Origin of the sequence: Acaryochloris sp. IP29b_bin.137, assembly GCF_028285745.1 — a bacterium.
GTDB lineage: Bacteria > Cyanobacteriota > Cyanobacteriia > Thermosynechococcales > Thermosynechococcaceae > Acaryochloris.
In genome coordinates, this window is the sequence record NZ_JANQOP010000012.1 from 18,534 (window position 1) to 37,880 (window position 19,347).

Sequence of the window (19,347 nt, forward strand, 5' to 3'; positions counted from 1 at the left end):
CCCCCAACAAAGGAATCGTTTTTTAGCGCATCTATCACTCGAAATATATTTTTTTAATCCCCCAGACAGCCCATTCTGGGGGATTGTCATTTGTTAAGTGTGGATATTACCCTATAAGCGCCAAAAAACTTCTCAATTTTATTGGAACAATCAAGATTTTATCGATAATATTTTCTTAGGGGGAGTTAAATGGATTAACAGCTTAGCCAAACACCTCGACCTGATTTTGATTAAGATGATAATCATTTAACCTGGACGTTCCTGGCGAACCAGGCGTTAACCAGTTGCCGTGTCAAGCTCTCCTTAAAACCAACCTCAACAATGATCCGTATTCTTTTAGTTGATGATCAAAAAGTGATCCGGCAAGGACTCAAGGCTTTACTAGAGTCCGAAACGGACTTCCAAATTGTGGGCTTGGCCGAGAACGGTAAGATCGGCATCGAATTAGCTGAGCAACTTCAACCTGATGTTGCCTTAGTCGATATGCATATGCCCGTCATGGATGGGGTGGCGGCAACAGAGAATATCCGCCAACGATGTCCAAACACCAAAGTATTACTGTTAAGTAGCGCCGACGACGATAAATGTATTGCGGATGCCCTAAGTGCTGGCGCAATGGGATATCTTCTCAAAGACGCCTCTTCAGAAGAAGTTGCCAACGCAATTCGCTCTGTACATATGGGATACACCCAACTTAGTCCTGGCCTTTTAGAGAAAGTGATGAACCGCAACCCCTCACCAGCAGAGGTTGCCCAAACGACCTCAGATCTAACCTACCTGGAAAGGGAACTACTGAGATTGTTGAAAGAACCTCATTCCCTCGATCTGGCAACGATAAACGCCTTTATAGCCCTTGTTGTTTCTCCGAATGACGTCAAAAGGTTAGTGCCCCATCTTAGGCAAAAACTGCAGCGGCAGCCGGATCATGTACTAGCCTATTTTATTCTAGGCACATTGGTTTATGAGCATCAACATCAAGCGAAAGTAGCCTTAACCTGTTGGCGCAAAGGATTTAAACAAGCGCTAGACCAAAAACTATCTCTAGAAACCTTATTACTGTTTTGCCAATCGATCGCCCTCATTAATGCCGATGAGGCTTTTTCAAGGATTAGACAAGTTTTAGCACGTCAAGAACCCCATACTCCTGCAAAGCTTTTGGGGGCAACCGCAGAAAGAGTGTTTGGCCCTGAATCGGAGTGTGCTCAATTTTTAGCCGTTACTTGGCAAATTAACCAATTGAATACTTTACTTGATGAACATTACCCCTTAAAGTCAAAGCTTGATGACGTAAATACTGGGTTTGCCACGTTAGGAAAAAATCAGCAAGTCTATAGCCTTTGAGGAGAAAGGTTTTGAGCGCAATTGATCAAATTGAGAGAGAATTACAAGATTTGCGGAGCCGGTTTAGCCAAGCTTTCCAAGTATTGGATGGCTTTGCTCAACTCCAAACCCATTTTGAGCATCTCACCCAAACACAGCAGGAATTAGAAGAATCCCTTAATCAGGCTAAAGACAGGCTACAAGACACGTCAGTGCCAACCCATTTACAGGAAAAATATACTGAACTTGAAACTCAATATGCTCAATTGCAATCAGAGTTGCTGGACTTACGACATAGCTTTGAGGCGACAACCTACGATCTGCAAGAACAACTCCATCACGATCGCAGCCAAATCAAGCAGCTAGAACAATCTGCTGGAACGGCCCCTGGCGCGGATTCCAATAAGATGGAATGGTTAGAAAACTCCATGCAGGACCTGAGCAACTTAATTTACGCCGATCGGTCTGCCTTACAACATTTGGATCGACGGCTCAATCATGTCAAACGAGTCACCGATATCATCACCATTGTGGGGGCAAGCTGTTTTTTCATCCTGACGATCATGATCTTTGTGACTCGCTAGAGTGTCCCTGAAAACAATGGCGAATGAGGAAGTTAGCAGACCTCTAGCGCCTCCACTGGCGAATTTTTGATGGTAAATATTTTGTCCACGATTTCAGACACAACCTTATCTGGAGTCGATGCGCCTGAAGTGATGCCAACAACCAGCGGACCATCAGGCAGCCAATTCTCGGTAATAGTCAGATTTTGATTGAGGGGTTTATGCTCGACACGATTGCCTGGGCCTATCCTCGTCGCGCTATCGATATGGTAAGAGGGAATACTTTTATCAATAGAAATCTCTTGCAGATGGGTGGTATTGGAAGAGTTAAAGCCACCAATGACAACCATCAAGTCTAAAGGTTCATCCACAAGCTGGAACATCGCGTCCTGACGTTCTTGGGTTGCATCACAAATCGTGTTGAAACTGAGAAAATGTTGATTGACATTGGCAGGACCATATTTGCGCATCATTGTGCGTTCAAATAGTTTGCCGATTTGTTCCGTTTCACCCTTAAGCATAGTGGTTTGATTCGCAATACCGATTCGAACTAAATCCGTTTCTGGATCGAATCCATCCGAATAGGCTTTCGCAAATTTTGTCATAAATGCCGTACGGCGCTGCTCTCGCTCTTGCGAAGTAGTCCCCGGATTCAGAATATAGTCAGCAACGTATTCCGCTTCTTCCAAATTCAGGACGACTAGATATGTTCCAGCAAAGGAGCTTGTGGCAATCGTTTCTTCATGCTTATATTTGCCATGAATAATGGAGGTATGGGCTCCCTTCTTATGCTTCTCGACGGTATTCCAAACTTTAGACACCCAAGGGCAGGTGGTATCCATGATGGTGCAGCCCTTATCGTTGAGTAACTGCATTTCTTGAACACTGGCACCGAATGCGGGCAATATCACCACGTCGTTTTGGGCAACAACCGCAAAATCCTTTTGACCATCGGGTTGAACCGGGATAAACTCAACAGCCATATCCCGGAGGTTTTGGTTGACAGAAGGATTATGGATAATTTCGTTGGTAATCCAGATGCGCTCTTGAGGGAACTGGCGTCGTGTTTCATAGGCCAGGGCAATGGCCCGCTCGACCCCCCAGCAAAATCCGAATGCTTCGGCTAGTCGAATGGTGACCTCTCCTTGTTGGAGGCGATACCCATTATCTCGAATTTGTTGAATGAGTTGGCTATTGTATTCAGACTGCAGCAAGTTCGTCACGGCTTCCTCATGGCCAAACCCAGTCCGATGGTATTGCTCAGATTTATGCAGCGATCGCTTAAAGGCTTTGGTATCCATAAATGTATTCCTGCATCAACGGGGGGCCTCAGACCAGTCCTGAACAGAACTAAAAAAACTGAAAAAGGCCAATTTAATTTTGCTGCAACGATAGCAACTCTATTTATCATACTGGGAACAGATCACCAATACACGGTTGGCTGGAAGATGATAGCCTTCTATTTCATTTCGTCTTAGCGAGTGACTGAGTCAATAATCCTTGGGTAGGACTAAACAGAAATGCCATGAAGAAAAAGCCGAACGCGACTAAAACGATCGCTGGACCTGACGGTAAATTGAAGTGAAAGCTCAGATACATGCCTGTAATGCTAGAAATCACGCCGATAGCAGCCCCGACAATCATCATCATATGCAAACGATAGACCAATAAATAGGCTGTAGCCCCTGGCGTAATCAACATGGCTAACACCAAAATGACTCCCACAGATTTAAGGCTTGCCACTATCGTCAATGCAATCAACACCATCAACCCAAAATTGAGGAGATTGGTAGGGAGACCTGCTGCTTGGGCACCGACTGGATCAAAGGTATAGAGCATTAATTCTTTGAACAACAGCACAATCACCACCAATACGAGAATGGTAATCCCTAAAGTATTGATGACTTCCGATTGGGTAACGCTAAGGATATTGCCAAATAGGAAATGATTCAGGTCGATTTTGTTTTCTTTCTGGACAATGGTGATCAGGGTAATCCCTAGGGCGAAGAAAGCCGAAAACACAATGCCCATGGCCGCATCTTCTTTAATTTGGGATTGAGTATGAATCCAAGCAATGACAACAGTGCTAAAAACTCCAGCGATAAAGGCTCCCAAGAAAATATCGACGCCAATGATATAGGCAATCACCAAACCCGGTAGGACCGAATGGCTGATGGCATCTCCCAACAAAGCAAGTCGCTGAACCATCAAGTAACACCCTACCGTGGCACAGACGACTCCCACCAAAACTGCAGTGAAGAGCGATCGCTGCATAAATTCGGCTTGCAGCGGCTCAATTAATAGGTCGTACATCAATCATTGTTGAAATATGGGGCTAGGCGGCGTTGGGCTCAAAGAAGGGCACATGCCCACCAAAGGCTCGTTGAATATTGTTCCTTGTGAGGACATCTTCGCGAGAGCCACAAGCAATCAGTTCGCGGTTAAGCAAAATTAAATCATCGAAGTTGGTGATGGCCTGGCCTAAATCATGGTGAACGACGAGGACGGTATGCCCCGTATCTGCCAGTTCATGCAAGATAGTGAACACAATGGCTTCGGTTTTTTTATCAATCCCTGCGAGGGGTTCGTCTAAACAAAAAATCTCTGCTTCTTCTGTCAGGGCTTTGGCCAGGAAGACTCGCTGTTGCTGCCCCCCCGAAAGTTGACCAATAGGACGATCTCGTAGATTGGCAATGCCAACTCGCTCTAGAGCATCGGCAGCAAGTCGGCGAGAGACAGTGGAATAGCGCTTTAGCCAGCCCGTTTTGCGAATTCGCCCCATGAGGGCGATATCCCAAACGGTGGCGGGATAGGTCCAATCAATTTGCGATCGCTGGGGAATATACGCGACGCGATCCAACTGCTGCTTCAGGGGTTTATCGCCCCATATCACTTGACCACTACTTGGCAAAACCAGCCCCAGCATGGCTTTGAGCAAGGTACTTTTACCAGCCCCATTGGGGCCAATAATGCCCGTCAACCGTCCTGCATTCACCGAGCAGGTCACATTGGAGAGGGCTTTAACCATACGGTATTGCACACCTAAATGGTCTACAGCCAGACTGCTAGCACTATTCATGGGCGAGTTTCCGTCATTTTAGAAGCGGGCAAAGAACTTTCACCTAAAAATTGCATGTGGTTGATACGTGCACCTGAAATTAGACGTAGTGCAACTAAAAATGAAACGATTATGAAAATACTGTAGCATCAAAAAGTGAAAGCATTATGAAAAATCATTTAAAAAACCATGACAACATCCTTACAGAAGCATCAATTGCCCGTCTGGGGCTGGGTTATAGGTGGATTATTGTTTGGAATCAGCCTGGTTGGATGTACGGGCAGTCAAGATGCTGACCAATCTGGCAAACCCAAAGTGGTGGCAACCCACACAATTTTGCAAGATTGGACTGCCGAAGTGGCCGGGGATGAAGTGGAATTGGTGGGCATTCTGCAACCGGGCGCTGACCCCCACGTTTATGAGCCCGTCCCCGCCGATACTTTAAAAATCGAACGCGCCGATCTGATTTTCTACAATGGCTACAATCTGGAGCCTGGCTTGATTAAGCTGATTGAATCCAATAAGAAATCAAAAGTATTTGCCGTGGGGGAGGTGGTGACTCCCCTGGATTACGATTATGACGGTAGACGAGAGCCGGATCCCCACGTTTGGGGCGATGCAGAGAACGCTATCAAAATGGTGAATGCCATTCGAGATCAGCTGATTGAGCTATCCCCTGAGGATAAGGAAACGTTTACGAAAAATGCAGCTGAATTCACGCAAGAATTGGCTGCGGTCGATCAGTGGATTACCCAACAGATACAAACGATTCCAGCCCAGCAACGGCAGTTGGTCACCACCCATGATGCCTTTCAGTACTACGCAAAAGCCTATGGCCTTACGGTTGTAGGCACCCTGATTGGGATGAGTACAGAAGAACAACCCAGTGCACAAACGGTTAAACGCTTGTCGGATGATATCCGCAAGGCTAAAGTCCCAGCTATTTTTGCTGAAACAACCATTAATCCAGCCCTAATCAAAACCGTGGCGGCGGAAGCCAAGGTGAAGTTAGCGGAGCAAGAGCTGTATTCCGATTCCATTGGTGCACCTGGAACTGAAGCAGATACCTATATCAAGATGTTAAAAGTGAATACTCGAACAATTGTGAAAGCGTTGGGCGGCAATTACACTGAATTGCAATCGATACTGCCAGACGAACCTCGTTAGAGTATCCCAATACTGCTGCCTGGGTCTTCATCGGTGTTGAAATACTTTGAGGAGGCACCCCATAACACCCTGGGTAGGCGTGAAAGAAGGAGAGATGTTTGGTTGCGCACCTGTCAATCAAGGACAGCTTGGACTACAGGCCAATGTCTCGGCATCCTCTAGAACAGTGTAAATTTCCCAGTCATCCCCATCCGTATCGGTTACCCAGACCTTGTCTTGCACGGCATAGCAGCAGGTTGTTTGTTCTTCTCTTCGGATCGGTAGGTTAGCGTTTCTCAGACGATCGCCTGCTTGGGCAACCTGCTCAGACGACTCTACCTCAATGCCGAGATGGTTGAGTTTATGGGTCGCCGTGGGATTTTCAAATAACACGAGTTTGATCGGTGGGTTTGCGATCGCAAAATTGGCATATCCCGGTTGGCGTTTTGCAGGCTCCGTTGCAAACAATTTGCTGTAAAAAGAAACGGCTGTCTCCAGATCTTTGACGTTAAGGGCGAGTTGTAAACGAGACATCGTTGGACCTCCAGCTCTGAAAATTGGTGACTTCACTCTTATAGACGAGACTGTCTGGCTAAAGACGCATCCTGCCATCATCCAACGGTCAACCAGCCTCAGCTTAATCGGATTAGCGGCCCCATCAATTGTTTGGGCTGAACTGAGAAGGGCAACGGCCATGCTTTGCTTACACCTCTCCCTGGGTAGCGAGGAGCCACCCTTGGTCTAAATGCTAGGACTTACGAATCGTCCACAGGGGAAATTGCTGGGTTTTGGTGATCTGCACCCCATCAATATCAGGGCCACTAAAGGCATATTCCTTGCGCTGAATCAGTGGAATATAAGGAATATCGATGGCGAGTTGTGCTTGAATTTTGGCCAAAACTTGCTGACGTTCCTGAACATCTTGGGTTTGACGTTGTTGTTCAATCAGTTCATTGATCTCACGATTAAAGTAAAACGATCCCAAAGACTGGCTAGCGCCTTCCTGACAACCGGTTTGCTCATCCCCTTTAGCACAAGACAAAAAGGGTTGAATATACGTATCCGGGTCGAAGAAGTCTGGATACCAATTCACCAGATAAGCCGGATAAATCCCCTTTGAAAGGCTATTATTACCCACCGTTGATTCCACACCGTTTAATTTCAGCTTGAGAATCCCTTGTGACCGTTCTTCGACGAATGCCTTCATCAAATTTGCAACCAAGCGGCGGGCCACATAATTAGACGGATACCAGAGGTCCAGGGTTAATGGCTTCTGGGCAGAATAACCCGCTTGGGTTAAGAGCTGGCGGGCTTGGGCAACGTTACCGTCCCCATACTGAGTTTGAAATACTGGTTGGGCTTCCTGAAAGGTGCTGGGAATCAGACTGTAGAGGGGTTCGGCTTGGCCTTGATAGACTCGCTCTCTAATTAAGGGGCGATCAATTAATAGTGCGATCGCACGGCGGATCTCCACCTGATCTAAAGGAGGCTGCTTCACATTGAGAACCATATGGGTCACTGCATTGCCTTGGGCTTCAATCACCTGCCATCCCGTTTTCTCTGACTCAGTCTGGAGCTGCTGAATCTGATCTGTCTCGAGACCTTGATACCCAACATCAATCGCGCCTGTCCGAAACTGATTGAATAGATTCGCTGGCGTGGACAACAACTGGAGATTGATCCCTTGATTGGCTGGCTTTTCTCCCCAATATTGCTCAAACACATCCATCCGGATGAAATCACTGCCATATTCCACCAATCGATAAGGACCAGTGCCCACAAAGCTCTTGGGTTTAAATTGGCCTGGCCCAATGGTGTAGGCTTGCGGAGACACCGCACAAGCCCCAAAAAATGTCAGCAATGCCGGTAACGCGGCAAAGGGTTGCTTCAGGGTAATGGTCAGTTCGTAATCGCCTGTGGCCTTGATATCTGCAATTGGTTCGGACAGCAGAAAGGACGGCTGGCCTCCATTTTGGATAAATCGCTGGAGCGAAAAGGCCATGGCCTCCGCGTTAAAGGGAGTCCCATCATGAAACAGTACCCCTTCCCGTAACGGCATCGTGTAGGTTAAACCATCCTCACTGATGTCTGGCAGGGCCGTCGCCAACTGAGGCGTGAGGGTTGTGGTTTCCAAATCATACGTATAGAGCCGTTCCCCCATGTTGTAGAGCAGGGTCGCTGGAAATAGCTCATAGGCGTCAGCGGGATCGATGGTTCGAATTTTGGCAGTGCTGCCCAAGGTAATCCGATCAGTCGCCCGGGTCGGAAGATTGCGCGGACTACAACTCAAAACCAGCAACACGACGACACAAAATAAGCTGATCCATCTGTAAGGCAACGGTCGATGTTGCCGCCAGAATGGTGTGATTCTCTTCGTCATACACTCCCTCAGACGTTAGATCCCAGCCCTAGCAACCCTGGGATTAATAATCACAGTACAACGTCTCCCGAGTGTTGCGCCCCGTGACGGGGTTGGTCCCCTGAGCAACCGCACATAGTATCTCAAGCGTGTCGTCGCGCAAATCGACATCGGTAAAATCCGCGCCTTCAATATTGGCCTTCCGAAACTCAGCATTAAAGGCAAAGGCCCCCTCCAAATTGGCATTTTTGAGGTTGGCACGGGCAAATCTGGCGCTATCCAGGGTAGCAACACTGAGATTGGCGCCTTCCAAGTTGACATCCTCGAGATTGGCTGCAAAAAAGCTCACACCCCGCAGATCACTATTGCTAAAATCGCTGCCTCTCAAGTCAGACTTGGTAAAGCTCGCGTCGGTTAAATCACGATTAGAAAAATCGCGATTGAGCAGAATCTCCTTGTTATAGACATCGGCCCAAGCAGTCGGCAGCCAACTGGTCAAACTCAAGCAAACTAACAGCCCTGCCAACACAGAAGTCCATACCCATCGCTTGAGTTGCGCAATCCAGATCGAGACGTTTAAACCATTCATATTTATCATTGTTGTTGTCATTCAGGCGCTAGAGGACGGCATCGAGGATGATAAAGTCAATCGCCTGCTTTTTTATGATCCTATCGAACTCTTGCCTGCTTGCTCGATTGAAATATGGCATCTTCTCCCAATCCTCAACCCAATCGCTCCGCCCAAACTGCTCAAGTCGGTGAATGGGGCGAAACACTGGTCTGCCAGTGGTTAAAACAACAGCAGTGGCAGATTTTAGCGCGGCGATGGCAATGTCGATGGGGTGAAATTGATATTATTGCTCAGTGTTCCGCTCAGCCAGCCACGCCACAAATCCCAGACCACCTGGCTTTTGTGGAAGTCAAAACGCGGCGGTCTAGAAATTGGGATGCAGATGGACGGTTAGCCATTACACCGCAAAAGCAAAAAAAACTCTGGAAAACAGCCCGGCTTTTTTTGAGCCAACATCCTCACCTCTGGGAATGCTCCTGTCAATTTGATGTGGCCCTCGTTCAGTGCAACCCAGTCAAGAAAGCGCAGCCCTCCCTTACGGTCGATATCGACCAAGTGTTCCAACAGACTGAACTGATGATGGGTCAGCCCATCAACCTAGGAACACATCAAATTTCATTGTTGGACTACCTTGAATCAGCCTTCACCTTCTAGCCGATTAAACCGCAATCAACGTTAGCCATGGAGACTGTCTTTGATGATCCCCATGGTTAGCTAAAATGTCATGAATACGTAACACAAAGATCCCCAAATATACTTACTTTGCGTTAGAAGCCCATTTTTTAGGGCATCTGGGCTCTTGACGAACTTAGAAAGTTCGTACATATTTGTTAACAAAGCGATCCCCAACTAGTTATATTTACTCAAGGTTGGTTTTAGCATGACGTTCACATCTAATTCGTTACCTGTCGAGGTCTCTGCTGATATGTCTCCAGATCAATTGCCTTTAGAACAAATGACCCTGCGACAACTTCGTCGTGTAGCCAGCCGCTATGGTGTCTCCCGCTATAGCCGAATGCGCAAAGACCAGTTGCTAAAGTCCATTCGCGTTGCCCAGAACAACGCAGCGGTTCCGCCCACCATGAGTCACCTAGCCAGTACAGATGAGTCGGAAGCCTTGCCTGCTCAAGAGCGCGTGGAAGCAGCAAAATTTGAAGTCGGTCAAGAAGACGCTGTGGCCTTAGCCTCTGTGGATGCCGAGATTGCCGATTTACCCGACGGATATGGAGAGACCCGCATCGTTTTGATGCCCCGTGATCCTCAATGGGCCTTCACTTATTGGGATATTCCCCATGAGCATAAAGTGATTTTGCGCAATCAAGGCGGACAGCAGCTTGCCCTGCGCCTCTACGATGCCACGGATATTGATTTAGCCTACCAAGTGCCTCATAGCGTGCAGGAATATCCCTGTGATGAGCTCGCCAGAGAGTGGTATCTGCCGTTACCCGTGAGCGATCGCGATTATGTGATTGAAATTGGCTACCGCTGTGCCGATGGTCGCTGGTTGGTCCTAGCCCGCTCTGCGCCCGTGCATGTGCCCCCAACCTATCCCTCCGACTGGGTCGAAGATCACTTCATGGCTGTTGATTGGGATATGGACCTGCGGGGTAAATCCTTGATGACGCTGGTTCCACCAGAGAAGAAGCCCGTGGATGCGGCGCCTGACAACAGCATCTACGACGAAGTCTTCGGTTTGGCGGGCGATGTTGAGGCCTTGCGGGTTGCGGGTTCTCTTTATGGCTCTATGCAGCAGGTACCTGTGCATGAATCTGCCCTCAGTTCTTATGTCTTCCCCTCGGGTGTGGGGCTATGGGCTATTCCAACGGCGTCCGGTGTCAATATGTCTGGGGTGGGGTTCTCTGCTTCTGCACCTCCAATTCGCCCCCGTCAGTTTTGGCTTGTTGCCGATGCTGAACTGATTGTCTATGGGGCCACCGAACCGGATGCCACGGTCACGATTGGCGGCCAGCCGATTCAACTCAATTCGGATGGTACGTTCCGCTTCCAGATGTCCTTCCAAGATGGTCTGATTGACTATCCCATTATGGCGGTCGCTGCAGATGGCGAGCAAAATCGCTCGATTCATATGAAGTTCACCCGCGAGACCCCCGAGCGACGCACCAACACTAAAGAGGAAGCCGTGTTGGAATGGTTAGTCTAACGAACTGATTCAAATAGCGTCTAATCTCCAATTTCTCAGCGCTGGGATACTTGTATCCCAGCGCTTGGTGTTTCGATCTTGCCCCTGTACGATTGAAACGATCCTGTCCGTGCTTTGAATCAGGAGTAGTGATCCCCGAATCCCCTCACTTGTGAGGTCCGCCATTGGACCCGGGCAAACTAAGGGTAAAGCAAACTTGTTTTTCGCCCGAACCGGGATAAATCATCAGTGAAGCTGCTCAACAAGTACTTTAATTTCAACTCGTCACCCACATCTAACAAGAGTCAGAAACCCAGCATTCAAACAGGTCAACTCTTAATCGATCGCTACAAGCTGGTGGAGTTGGTGGGGAGTGGTGCCATGGGGAGCGTTTACCGAGCCCAAGACCAACTACTGGGTGATGTGACGGTTGCTGTCAAGTTTTTAACCCAAACCCTACACAATGATGCGATCGCATCTCGTTTCGCTAGTGAGGCTCGAATTGGTGCTCTATTGGGCCATCAAAGTCTCAATATTGTGCGAGTACTGGATTATGGTCTGCACGAAGCGCAAATCCCTTTTTATGTGATGGAGTACATGCAAGGGAAAACCTTGGAGGAGTTGATTGAAGCTGGACATATCCCCCTCAATCGCTTTCTAAACCTAATGACCCAAGTTTGTGCAGGGCTGCAGTCGGCCCACAAGGGCATCAACATTGACGGGGAATTGCATCAGGTTATCCATCGAGATATTAAACCCAGCAATATTTTCCTGATCAAGGACGCCAGTTTAGGAGAATTGGCGAAACTCTTGGATTTTGGCATTGCTGACTTTTTAAGTAGCCAGGCACAGGAGATGCGATCGCATTCCTTCGTCGGAACTGTCGCCTACGGTTCACCTGAGCAATTTGCCAACACCATCATCGATGCCCGGTCCGACATCTACAGTTTAGGCATCACCATGTTTGAAGCGCTCACGGGCTATTTCCCCATCATGGCAGAGGCCAACACCATTGAGAGTTGGGCCAAAGCCCACCAACTCAGCCCTCCCCAACGGTTACGAGATGTAGATCCAACCCTCAAAACCCCCAAAGCTCTGGAAGAGTTGGTTATGAGCTGCATTGCCAAAGCCCCCGAGCAACGGCCACAAACCATTAAAGAAGTGATTCAGTCGCTAAAGGGCATCGCACAACAGGGGTCTGCGGCGGATCTCCCCTTTGCCAATCCGCTATCCATCGATACCTCCACCATTTCGCCCCAGCAGCATGCCAAACAGGCAAACCTCACCCTTGCCGAACAAACGCAAGTTGTATTTTGGTCCATTGAGGATTTAGCCTGGCGGGCTTCCTGGCCCAAAAATAAGCCCATTGCCAATATTGTCTTTGCTCAAACGATTCAATCCTCTGATCAAGAAGCCGTTGGGTTATGGGTGATGTTGACCAAGGAGGAAATTGAACAACGCGCGCTCAGTAGTCGCCATACCCATTTTCTCTGTACGTTTGCCCCTCATCCTGCCATCCTCTGGATTACCACCCTATTCGATCGGCAACAAGGTCCTCGATGGTTACCCTGCTATATCGACTTAAAGAATCCAGGGGGTCAACATATTACTCAATTGCTGAGTGAAATGGGATATTACTTATTGATGATGTTTGATTCATCCAACCCGAGTCAACCCGTCAATGTTGTCACGGTCAAAATTCCTCAGCGACAATGTCAGTTACTTCGAGATTGCTTGAAGACCGCTAAGCAGACCCCCTCAACCGGGAACTTGGCGGATAGCAAGCAACTTCTAAAACAAAAGTATCAAACTGTGAAGCAAAAAGTCCTTGCCAAACTCTAAATACACCTAAACTACAGGCAACTTTATACGGTGTACACACTCAGGGCTGAGGGCGATGGTAATTATCCCAGCCCATAGGTTCAATCCAATATATTTTTGAACGACAGACTATTTTTGAGACGGCCTCTGGGCATGTGCTAGCGATACTTATCCATGCGGGATGCCAAATTCGGCATAACAATCAGCCTCAATCAGAGTTATTGCAAGGGCAACAGGTTACCTGTCGGTCGATATATGGCATACGGTCAGCACCTTGGCAATCCGATCGTTGCCATCAGAATCTTTGCAAGCCATAAGCGACGGTTGGTTGAATAGCAACCGTTATGCCCGGGGCTGATTAAATGGGACGCCCACGATACATCCGTTGAGCTTTTTGACTTGGAGCAGTTGATTGAGGGGCTTGTGATTGAGTAGGTTGTGGCATTTGGGGAGCAGGTGCCCCACCCGCAGAAACGAGCTGATTCCCTGACACAACGACTTGAGACGATTTTAATAATTCGTTGAGCGTGGTCCAAGTTTGCCCTGGATTAGCCTGCAACCATGCTTCTGCCATCTCGGTTGCCTGAGGACGAGGGACCTTGTAGCGCATTTGCATCGCAACCAGGACTTTGAGGCGATCATCCATCGTGTTTGCCTTCAGGTTAAGAACAACTGATGGCCTGCAGAAGAATACTGCACGGCCTAAAATATCGTGAAATTATAATTAAGACATACTGCATTTAGCATACCCAAATATTTCTTGTGACGTTGCATTTTGATCGTTTATTGACTTTTTAAAAGAGTGATGTTTGATGCAAAATCTGCAATTCCCTTAAATCCCTGCATTTTACTGGCACTTTGGAATGATTGCCCCATCTATTGGGTCAGAAATTAAAGCCTTCAGGGACTGTTGCGAGGCTGGCGACACTAAAGTTCCCACATTGGAAAACACTCATGTAAAGCAATGAGATATGTTTCAACGATAAGGGTTTTTCTGAGTCTCTCTCTGTCCAGAACATTGGATGATAACAATTTCCCTTTGGGGAATAGAATACGGATCTTGCGGAAAGGGGTCGAGGACATGGCCCTATCTCCCTGTGATTCACCCCCATGATTGACAGGTGTCAGCTTTCGAAATAATCCTTCTCAAGACAAAAATTATCAGTGACGATTCCCTTGCCACAGATTGACATATCCATCCATATGGCAGAATTTCCTGGAGAAACGGGCATACTCATCATGTGATTTGTCTAGTGATTAAGCATGGGAGCATTAGTGACTCAATCACACAAATGTTAGATGGTTTTTCCATCTATCAAAAACGACCAGAAGAAAATTTGATTAAATTTCTAGTCTGAACAGTAATGTAACGATTGTGTGTCCGTCCCTATGATGATTCTCTTGCTCGGTAAACAACTATGTGAATGAGCTCAAGGAGCTGTACAGCACTCATGTCTGGATATTTAATGCCTAAGCCGCCCGGTCAACCGCGCCGTCGTCGCGCATCCCTTCGTTGGTCTTTCTTCAAGAAACCGATTTATTTGTATTTAACAGTGGCCATCCTGCTGGTATGGAGTAGTGCCGCAGTTGCCCAAGAAAGCCCTTCCTCCCTTTTTTCGGGGGAAGGTAAAGTTGTGGCAGATACAATTTGGGTCCTGTTTGCGGCTTCCCTAGTATTCTTTATGAACGCTGGGTTTGCGATGTTGGAAACTGGACTATGCCGCAGCAAAAATGCAGTGAACCTGCTAGCCAAAAACTTGATTGTCTTTGGTCTAGTGAGTCTAGCTTACTGGTCTGTAGGCTTTGGCATTATGTTTGGTAACGGGAATGATTATTTGGGAATGACAGGCTTTTTCCTGGGCGGAAATGATAACAGCCCTGCTATCAACGAAGCCTATGATGGAGTATTTTCTGCGCTCAGTTGGGCAGGAATTCCCCTCAATGCCAAATTCTTCTATCAGTTGATGTTTGCTGGGACTGCGGCCACGATTGTATCCGGTGCGATCGCAGAACGAGCCCGATTCATTGCCTTCTTTATCTTCAGTATCTTATTGACTTCTATCTGTTATCCCATGGTAGGCCATTGGGTCTGGGGCGGTGGCTTCCTGCAAAATATGGGCTTTTATGACTTTGCGGGTTCCACTGTTGTCCACATGGTGGGCGGATGGGCGGCCTTAGTGGGTGCCGCACTGATTGGTCCCCGAACTGCCCGCTACTTTGAGGGAAAGAGCTATCCCATCCCAGGACATAACCTGAGTATTGCGACTCTAGGTGGCTTGATTTTGTGGTTGGGTTGGTTTGGATTTAATGGGGGCAGCACCATGGCGGCTGACCCAGCGGCCATCAGCCATATCATCGTGGTCACCAATCTAGCTGGGGCTGCGGGAGGCGTTGCTGGGACCGTTACGGCTTGGATCTATTTCGGCAAGCCTGACTTAACCATGACCATCAACGGGATGCTAATTGGCTTGGTGAGTATCACCGCAGGTTGTGCCTTTGTGTCCTCTGGCAGTGCCGTTTTGATTGGTTTTATTGGTGGTGTTGTCGTTGTTTTTGCCGTTGATGTCTTTGACAAGTTCAAAATCGATGACCCGGTGGGTGCCTTATCAGTCCATATGGTGGGCGGTTTTTGGGGCACCTTAGCGGTTGGCCTATTTAGCGTTGGGTCAGATACCTATAGTTGGTATACCTCAGACACTGGTCCGGCAGCGGGGCTGTTTACCAGCGGCTCTTTTAGTCAAGCTGGGATTCAGCTGATTGGTCTTGCCATTGTCAGTGGGTTTACGGTGCTATTCAGCTATATCGTCTGGACTGCCCTCAAATATCTCTCAGGGATTCGCGTTTCCCCGGAAGACGAAAAACTCGGCCTAGACCTTAGTGAACATGCAATGGAAGCCTACCCCGGCTTCTTGGGCGACGAACATTAAGTCTTTGCCCCAGACTTCTTGATTGGTACAGACAACTGAGCAGTTCAGTTGTCTTTTTTGTAGTGAATGATGCGGAAGGTGCTATCCATAGGGTTCTCCAAGCCTCATATTCGATAGGCAGATTCTTCACTCCCGTTGTGGAACTCAACGGATGGAACACTCCATGTTCAGCTTCGCTCATCCCTTCGTTAGCATGAGGACCTAACCTACAGGCCAGAAGGATGAATTTGGTAGGATATTTCTTCTATCGGCAGATTATCAGTGTCTTGGTTGTTATAGGTTAGCTGTAGCCGACGCTCACCCGCATAATCCACCAACTTGCCGCTATATAGCTCTGCTTTTGGACCAAGGCTTTGAATATGAACTTTGCCTTGAAAGACCGTTGCACGGGCTAAATAGATGACGAGATCATCTCGAGAAGGTCGATTGACGGTGGTACTGGCTGTCAGATGAGCCAATCCTCTCTCATCCATTTCTTGGGTTAAAGCCATAGCAGTGTTCCGAATCCCACGAATGGCAACAATAGCTGCGGCCACCGCTAAAGTGATATCTACCCCTTCTGCTGTATAAATTTTTTGGGTGGACAGAAACTGAAAATTTTGTTCGCCTAAATCATCTCGGATGCGTCGATGAATCAAATTATGCGGATGGTAGTGACTGAGTGCACCGGCAATTGCCCCACAAGCGGCACGAGGTTCCCGCCAGGGAGATTCCCGAGTTTTACCATATACTCGTTGCCCATCTTCTCGTAAACGACCGACATGGGTTTTCAGATCAATCGCCACCAAGACCATGGATTGAGGGTTACCTGCATAGAGACAACGGCGGAGGGATTCATCAATTTGATGGGCAACGGTAACATGAGCCAGGGTTGCCCCATTGTCCGTTCCCCCGCCTGCGGGGAAAAAGGCTTCTAGTTTGAGCTCTCCAATTTCAGATAAGGTCGCAAACCGGGAAGCAACCACATCTCGATAGCGTTTTGTAGCCTCACCTTGGTGAATCCGATCGCCACAGTTGGTATAGGCCAGGGTTGTGACGACACTGGGCAGGCTTAAATCAGCACCACAAACCTGAATATCTGTTTGACTGGCAGCCGCAAATTGAAGTTCGTCGCGCAGTAGCTGCAGCCCGTTAATCAAGGCATAGCGATCGCTGACAATTTCATTGAGATAATTGTGATAGGCATTCCGCTCCATGCCAAAGCTAGCAGACAATTGCCAAAACGTTTCTAAGCGATTGTGAGTGGAACTCGGATCAAAGGGAATAGACATCAATTGCTAAATGGCCGTCATCACAAAAAGGGACGCACTCTATTTTGAACAACTTTGCCGCTTGTGGCCCTTGCCATCGTAGGACTTAATTTCTATCTTTGAAGCTGTTCTGATTTTTCTGGGAGTGGGGCGGCAGTGACTGGCCAGAAAACTCCCATATCAGGACTGTAACGGAGAAGAGTAAACAAACTCTTCCCTAACAGTCAGCTTAGGTTAAAACACCATGATAGGGGAGCGATAAATGTGATAGAAACTTGTCCTTTTTGTGCGATCGCAGCAGGCACTGCACCCGTCAGCACCGTCTATGAAGATGATGCAGTGATGGCATTTATCCCCTTACATCCGGTATATCCAGGAGCCTGCCTGGTGATTCCCAAAGCCCATATTGACCATTTCACCGATATACCTGATCCTCTCGCAGCACAAGTGATGGTGGTTGCTCAACAGGTTAGCCGAAAAATTATGACCGTGTACAAGCCTCTGCGGATTGGCATGTTAGTGCATGGATTCACAGTGGCGCATGCTCATCTCCATCTCATTCCCCAATATGGCCCCTTAGACATTATGCATAAACACTATGCCTACTGTGAGGATGGTCAAGTCAAGTTTGGGGATAAAGATATTCCTACCCCATCCCGTCAAGAACTGGATGAGATGGCAATGGCATTAAGACATGAGTCTTAATGCCAGGAACAATGGCGAAGACAATACGCCACAAAAAAGCTGCTGGCTATTGAAACCAGCAGCTTTGAAAAGCTAACTCAGTAATGGGTCAAGTTACACAACCACACCACTGCTCACATCACGAGCAATTAGGCTAGGAATATTTTCAAACTTAAAGCCCATTGCTTTCAAGGTGTGATAGAGGTGACCTTGCAACATGTAGAAAGAAAGATAGTAAGTGATATTGGCCAACCAAGCGCGGGATGTATAGAACCCGTCGGCGAGATCAGCGGTGTCCTTGAAATAAGGAGCAATCCCAAACTTCACTTCTAGGGCAGGACCAAAAAACTCTACAGGATAAACAAGGGTATTCACTGCACAGAAATAAGTGGAGATGAATCCCATCAGAGCGAGACCACCAATCGCAGTCCCTAAAAGACCATCGGGAGAGTAGGTATACTTATTGACGACTTTGGACCAGGGCAAAGGAGCAACATTGATGTGGAAAATACCACCGGCAATATCCACTAAACCAATAAATAGGTGACCAGAAGCCAAGTCCTCTAAGTTGTCCACAAAGAAGCAGTTATAGCCAGGGGTAAACCAGTTGTACTTGAGAATCACATCGCCAATGGTAGATCCAGGAGCAGCAACAGTACGAACTTCACCAATGGTTGGATCATAAATACCGTGGAACTTCATCCACAGAACAAATAGCAATGCACCAGATCCAATAAGGACGAGGTGGTGACCCAGGATATACCCGAGTTTCTTCGGATCATCCCAGGAGAATGCAAATTGATCCGTATTGCCACGACCACCATCCGCTAGTACGGTGGGGCCAATTTTTGCATGGAAGTAAGCACCTCCAAACAGCACAAAGCTTGACACCATATGAATGGCACCAACTTGTGTGAAAACGAAGGTATTCGTTACAACACCCCCCGAACCAACACCAAAACCCAACGCAGCCAAATGAGGGATTAAAACTAATCCTTGGTCAAACATTGGGAGGCTTGTATCAAAGGCTTGGTTCTCAGAAAATGTGTTGAGCCCAACCCAGAACACAATAAGAGCAATCTGAGCGATGTGAGCAGCCAACCATTTACCTTGAACAGCAGGATCTTCGAGGCGGCTATTGCCCGCATACCACGGATATTCAGGAGCAGTATCGACTTTTGTTGCCATTTTCTTTATTCCAAAAGGATAATGTTTTGAGGAAAAACGACTCTATAAAATTTCGCCTGATAAAACTTATGTCACAGAAAAATGCAGTTATCTTAAACAGGCGGATGAAATAATGTTACGATGCTGCGCCCAGTACAACAAGCAGTTCTGGAATTTATCCATTAGGTCTTGAGTATTGAGGCAACTCGTAAGGAACCAGCAAACGCGGGAAACCCACTATTTAACCAGCCAATTGAAGCTCAAGTATACCCTGCATAATGCATTCAATCCGTTATCACCACCCAATTCCCCATGGAATATCAGGATCAAACGGCACTTAT

17 protein-coding genes are annotated in these 19,347 nt (G+C 47.6%); 8 read left to right on the plus strand and 9 right to left on the minus strand.

The genetic code is table 11. The features are described from left to right. The first annotated feature begins 321 nt into the window (after nt 1-321). Both Q0991_RS00975 and Q0991_RS00980 read left to right on the plus strand, forming a co-directional pair. Nucleotides 322-1,341: a response regulator transcription factor gene (locus tag Q0991_RS00975; protein WP_299484654.1), complete on the plus strand. Its 1,020-nt coding sequence runs from the start codon at nt 322-324 to the stop codon at nt 1,339-1,341. A gap of 11 nt (nt 1,342-1,352) precedes the next feature. After that, on the plus strand, nt 1,353-1,904 hold the full coding sequence (locus tag Q0991_RS00980) for a hypothetical protein (protein WP_299484655.1): 552 nt from the start codon (nt 1,353-1,355) through the stop codon (nt 1,902-1,904). A gap of 32 nt (nt 1,905-1,936) precedes the next feature. On the opposite strand, the gene Q0991_RS00985 is transcribed toward Q0991_RS00980, so the two are convergent. From Q0991_RS00985 to Q0991_RS00995, 3 genes are all read right to left on the minus strand, one after another. Then, nucleotides 1,937-3,184: a 4-hydroxy-3-methylbut-2-enyl diphosphate reductase gene (locus Q0991_RS00985; RefSeq protein WP_299484656.1), complete on the minus strand. Its 1,248-nt coding sequence runs from the start codon at nt 3,182-3,184 to the stop codon at nt 1,937-1,939. 163 nt (nt 3,185-3,347) lie between these two features. Beyond that, nucleotides 3,348-4,196 carry a metal ABC transporter permease gene (locus tag Q0991_RS00990; protein ID WP_299484658.1) on the minus strand — a complete coding sequence of 283 codons (849 nt, stop codon included), beginning with the start codon at nt 4,194-4,196 and terminating at the stop codon, nt 3,348-3,350. A 22-nt stretch (nt 4,197-4,218) separates the two neighbouring features. Continuing rightward, on the minus strand, nt 4,219-4,962 hold the full coding sequence (locus Q0991_RS00995) for a metal ABC transporter ATP-binding protein (RefSeq protein ID WP_299484659.1): 744 nt from the start codon (nt 4,960-4,962) through the stop codon (nt 4,219-4,221). A gap of 168 nt (nt 4,963-5,130) precedes the next feature. On the opposite strand from Q0991_RS00995, the gene Q0991_RS01000 reads away from it, so the two are divergent. After that, nucleotides 5,131-6,108, plus strand: a complete 978-nt coding sequence (locus Q0991_RS01000) for a metal ABC transporter substrate-binding protein (protein WP_299484660.1) — start codon at nt 5,131-5,133, stop codon at nt 6,106-6,108. Nucleotides 6,109-6,225: 117 nt separating this feature from the next. Here Q0991_RS01000 and Q0991_RS01005 read toward each other — a convergent pair whose 3' ends face one another. From Q0991_RS01005 to Q0991_RS01015, 3 genes are all read right to left on the minus strand, one after another. After that, complete coding sequence (locus tag Q0991_RS01005; RefSeq protein WP_299484661.1) at nt 6,226-6,621, minus strand: ArsI/CadI family heavy metal resistance metalloenzyme; 396 nt, start codon at nt 6,619-6,621, stop codon at nt 6,226-6,228. Nucleotides 6,622-6,835: 214 nt separating this feature from the next. Next, entirely contained in the window at nt 6,836-8,467 is a 1,632-nt protein-coding gene (locus Q0991_RS01010) for an ABC transporter substrate-binding protein (protein ID WP_299484662.1), read from the minus strand. Nucleotides 8,468-8,510: 43 nt separating this feature from the next. Next, nucleotides 8,511-9,035 carry a pentapeptide repeat-containing protein gene (locus Q0991_RS01015; RefSeq protein ID WP_299484663.1) on the minus strand — a complete coding sequence of 175 codons (525 nt, stop codon included), beginning with the start codon at nt 9,033-9,035 and terminating at the stop codon, nt 8,511-8,513. Nucleotides 9,036-9,149: 114 nt separating this feature from the next. Here Q0991_RS01015 and Q0991_RS01020 point away from each other — a divergent pair, with 114 nt between their 5' ends. The 3 genes from Q0991_RS01020 to Q0991_RS01030 all read left to right on the plus strand — a co-directional run bounded on the left by Q0991_RS01020 (nt 9,150) and on the right by Q0991_RS01030 (nt 12,999). After that, nucleotides 9,150-9,671 carry a YraN family protein gene (locus tag Q0991_RS01020; protein WP_299484664.1) on the plus strand — a complete coding sequence of 174 codons (522 nt, stop codon included), beginning with the start codon at nt 9,150-9,152 and terminating at the stop codon, nt 9,669-9,671. A 271-nt stretch (nt 9,672-9,942) separates the two neighbouring features. Beyond that, complete coding sequence (locus Q0991_RS01025; RefSeq protein ID WP_299484683.1) at nt 9,943-11,178, plus strand: DUF4912 domain-containing protein; 1,236 nt, start codon at nt 9,943-9,945, stop codon at nt 11,176-11,178. A 228-nt stretch (nt 11,179-11,406) separates the two neighbouring features. Then, on the plus strand, nt 11,407-12,999 hold the full coding sequence (locus Q0991_RS01030; RefSeq protein WP_299484665.1) for a serine/threonine-protein kinase: 1,593 nt from the start codon (nt 11,407-11,409) through the stop codon (nt 12,997-12,999). A 337-nt stretch (nt 13,000-13,336) separates the two neighbouring features. Here Q0991_RS01030 and Q0991_RS01035 read toward each other — a convergent pair whose 3' ends face one another. After that, entirely contained in the window at nt 13,337-13,624 is a 288-nt protein-coding gene (locus Q0991_RS01035) for a hypothetical protein (protein WP_299484666.1), read from the minus strand. Nucleotides 13,625-14,429: 805 nt separating this feature from the next. Between Q0991_RS01035 and Q0991_RS01040 the strand changes: the two genes are divergently transcribed. Beyond that, complete coding sequence (locus tag Q0991_RS01040) at nt 14,430-15,905, plus strand: ammonium transporter (protein WP_299484667.1); 1,476 nt, start codon at nt 14,430-14,432, stop codon at nt 15,903-15,905. A 206-nt stretch (nt 15,906-16,111) separates the two neighbouring features. Here Q0991_RS01040 and Q0991_RS01045 read toward each other — a convergent pair whose 3' ends face one another. Then, the gene (locus Q0991_RS01045) at nt 16,112-17,176 is read right to left on the minus strand and encodes a hypothetical protein (RefSeq protein ID WP_299484668.1); all 1,065 of its coding nucleotides are present in this window, start codon (nt 17,174-17,176) and stop codon (nt 16,112-16,114) included. A gap of 243 nt (nt 17,177-17,419) precedes the next feature. Here Q0991_RS01045 and Q0991_RS01050 point away from each other — a divergent pair, with 243 nt between their 5' ends. After that, nucleotides 17,420-17,860, plus strand: a complete 441-nt coding sequence (locus Q0991_RS01050; RefSeq protein WP_299484670.1) for an HIT family protein — start codon at nt 17,420-17,422, stop codon at nt 17,858-17,860. A 93-nt stretch (nt 17,861-17,953) separates the two neighbouring features. Here Q0991_RS01050 and Q0991_RS01055 read toward each other — a convergent pair whose 3' ends face one another. Beyond that, nucleotides 17,954-19,027: a chlorophyll a/b binding light-harvesting protein gene (locus Q0991_RS01055; RefSeq protein ID WP_299484671.1), complete on the minus strand. Its 1,074-nt coding sequence runs from the start codon at nt 19,025-19,027 to the stop codon at nt 17,954-17,956. Nucleotides 19,028-19,347: the final 320 nt, after the last annotated feature.

Bases quoted from the DNA above. Each gene is read 5' to 3' on its own strand.
- Q0991_RS01025 (WP_299484683.1), top strand. From the start codon at position 9,943: ATGTCTCCAGATCAATTGCCTTTAGAACAAATGACCCTGCGACAACTT.
- Q0991_RS01000 (WP_299484660.1), top strand. From the start codon at position 5,131: ATGACAACATCCTTACAGAAGCATCAATTGCCCGTCTGGGGCTGGGTT.
- Q0991_RS01055 (WP_299484671.1), bottom strand. From the start codon at position 19,027: ATGGCAACAAAAGTCGATACTGCTCCTGAATATCCGTGGTATGCGGGC.
- Q0991_RS00975 (WP_299484654.1), top strand. From the start codon at position 322: ATGATCCGTATTCTTTTAGTTGATGATCAAAAAGTGATCCGGCAAGGA.
- Q0991_RS00990 (WP_299484658.1), bottom strand. From the start codon at position 4,196: ATGTACGACCTATTAATTGAGCCGCTGCAAGCCGAATTTATGCAGCGA.
- Q0991_RS01035 (WP_299484666.1), bottom strand. From the start codon at position 13,624: ATGGATGATCGCCTCAAAGTCCTGGTTGCGATGCAAATGCGCTACAAG.
- Q0991_RS01045 (WP_299484668.1), bottom strand. From the start codon at position 17,176: ATGTCTATTCCCTTTGATCCGAGTTCCACTCACAATCGCTTAGAAACG.
- Q0991_RS01020 (WP_299484664.1), top strand. From the start codon at position 9,150: ATGGCATCTTCTCCCAATCCTCAACCCAATCGCTCCGCCCAAACTGCT.
- Q0991_RS00995 (WP_299484659.1), bottom strand. From the start codon at position 4,962: ATGAATAGTGCTAGCAGTCTGGCTGTAGACCATTTAGGTGTGCAATAC.
- Q0991_RS00985 (WP_299484656.1), bottom strand. From the start codon at position 3,184: ATGGATACCAAAGCCTTTAAGCGATCGCTGCATAAATCTGAGCAATAC.
- Q0991_RS01040 (WP_299484667.1), top strand. From the start codon at position 14,430: ATGTCTGGATATTTAATGCCTAAGCCGCCCGGTCAACCGCGCCGTCGT.
- Q0991_RS01005 (WP_299484661.1), bottom strand. From the start codon at position 6,621: ATGTCTCGTTTACAACTCGCCCTTAACGTCAAAGATCTGGAGACAGCC.
- Q0991_RS01010 (WP_299484662.1), bottom strand. From the start codon at position 8,467: ATGACGAAGAGAATCACACCATTCTGGCGGCAACATCGACCGTTGCCT.
- Q0991_RS01015 (WP_299484663.1), bottom strand. From the start codon at position 9,035: ATGAATGGTTTAAACGTCTCGATCTGGATTGCGCAACTCAAGCGATGG.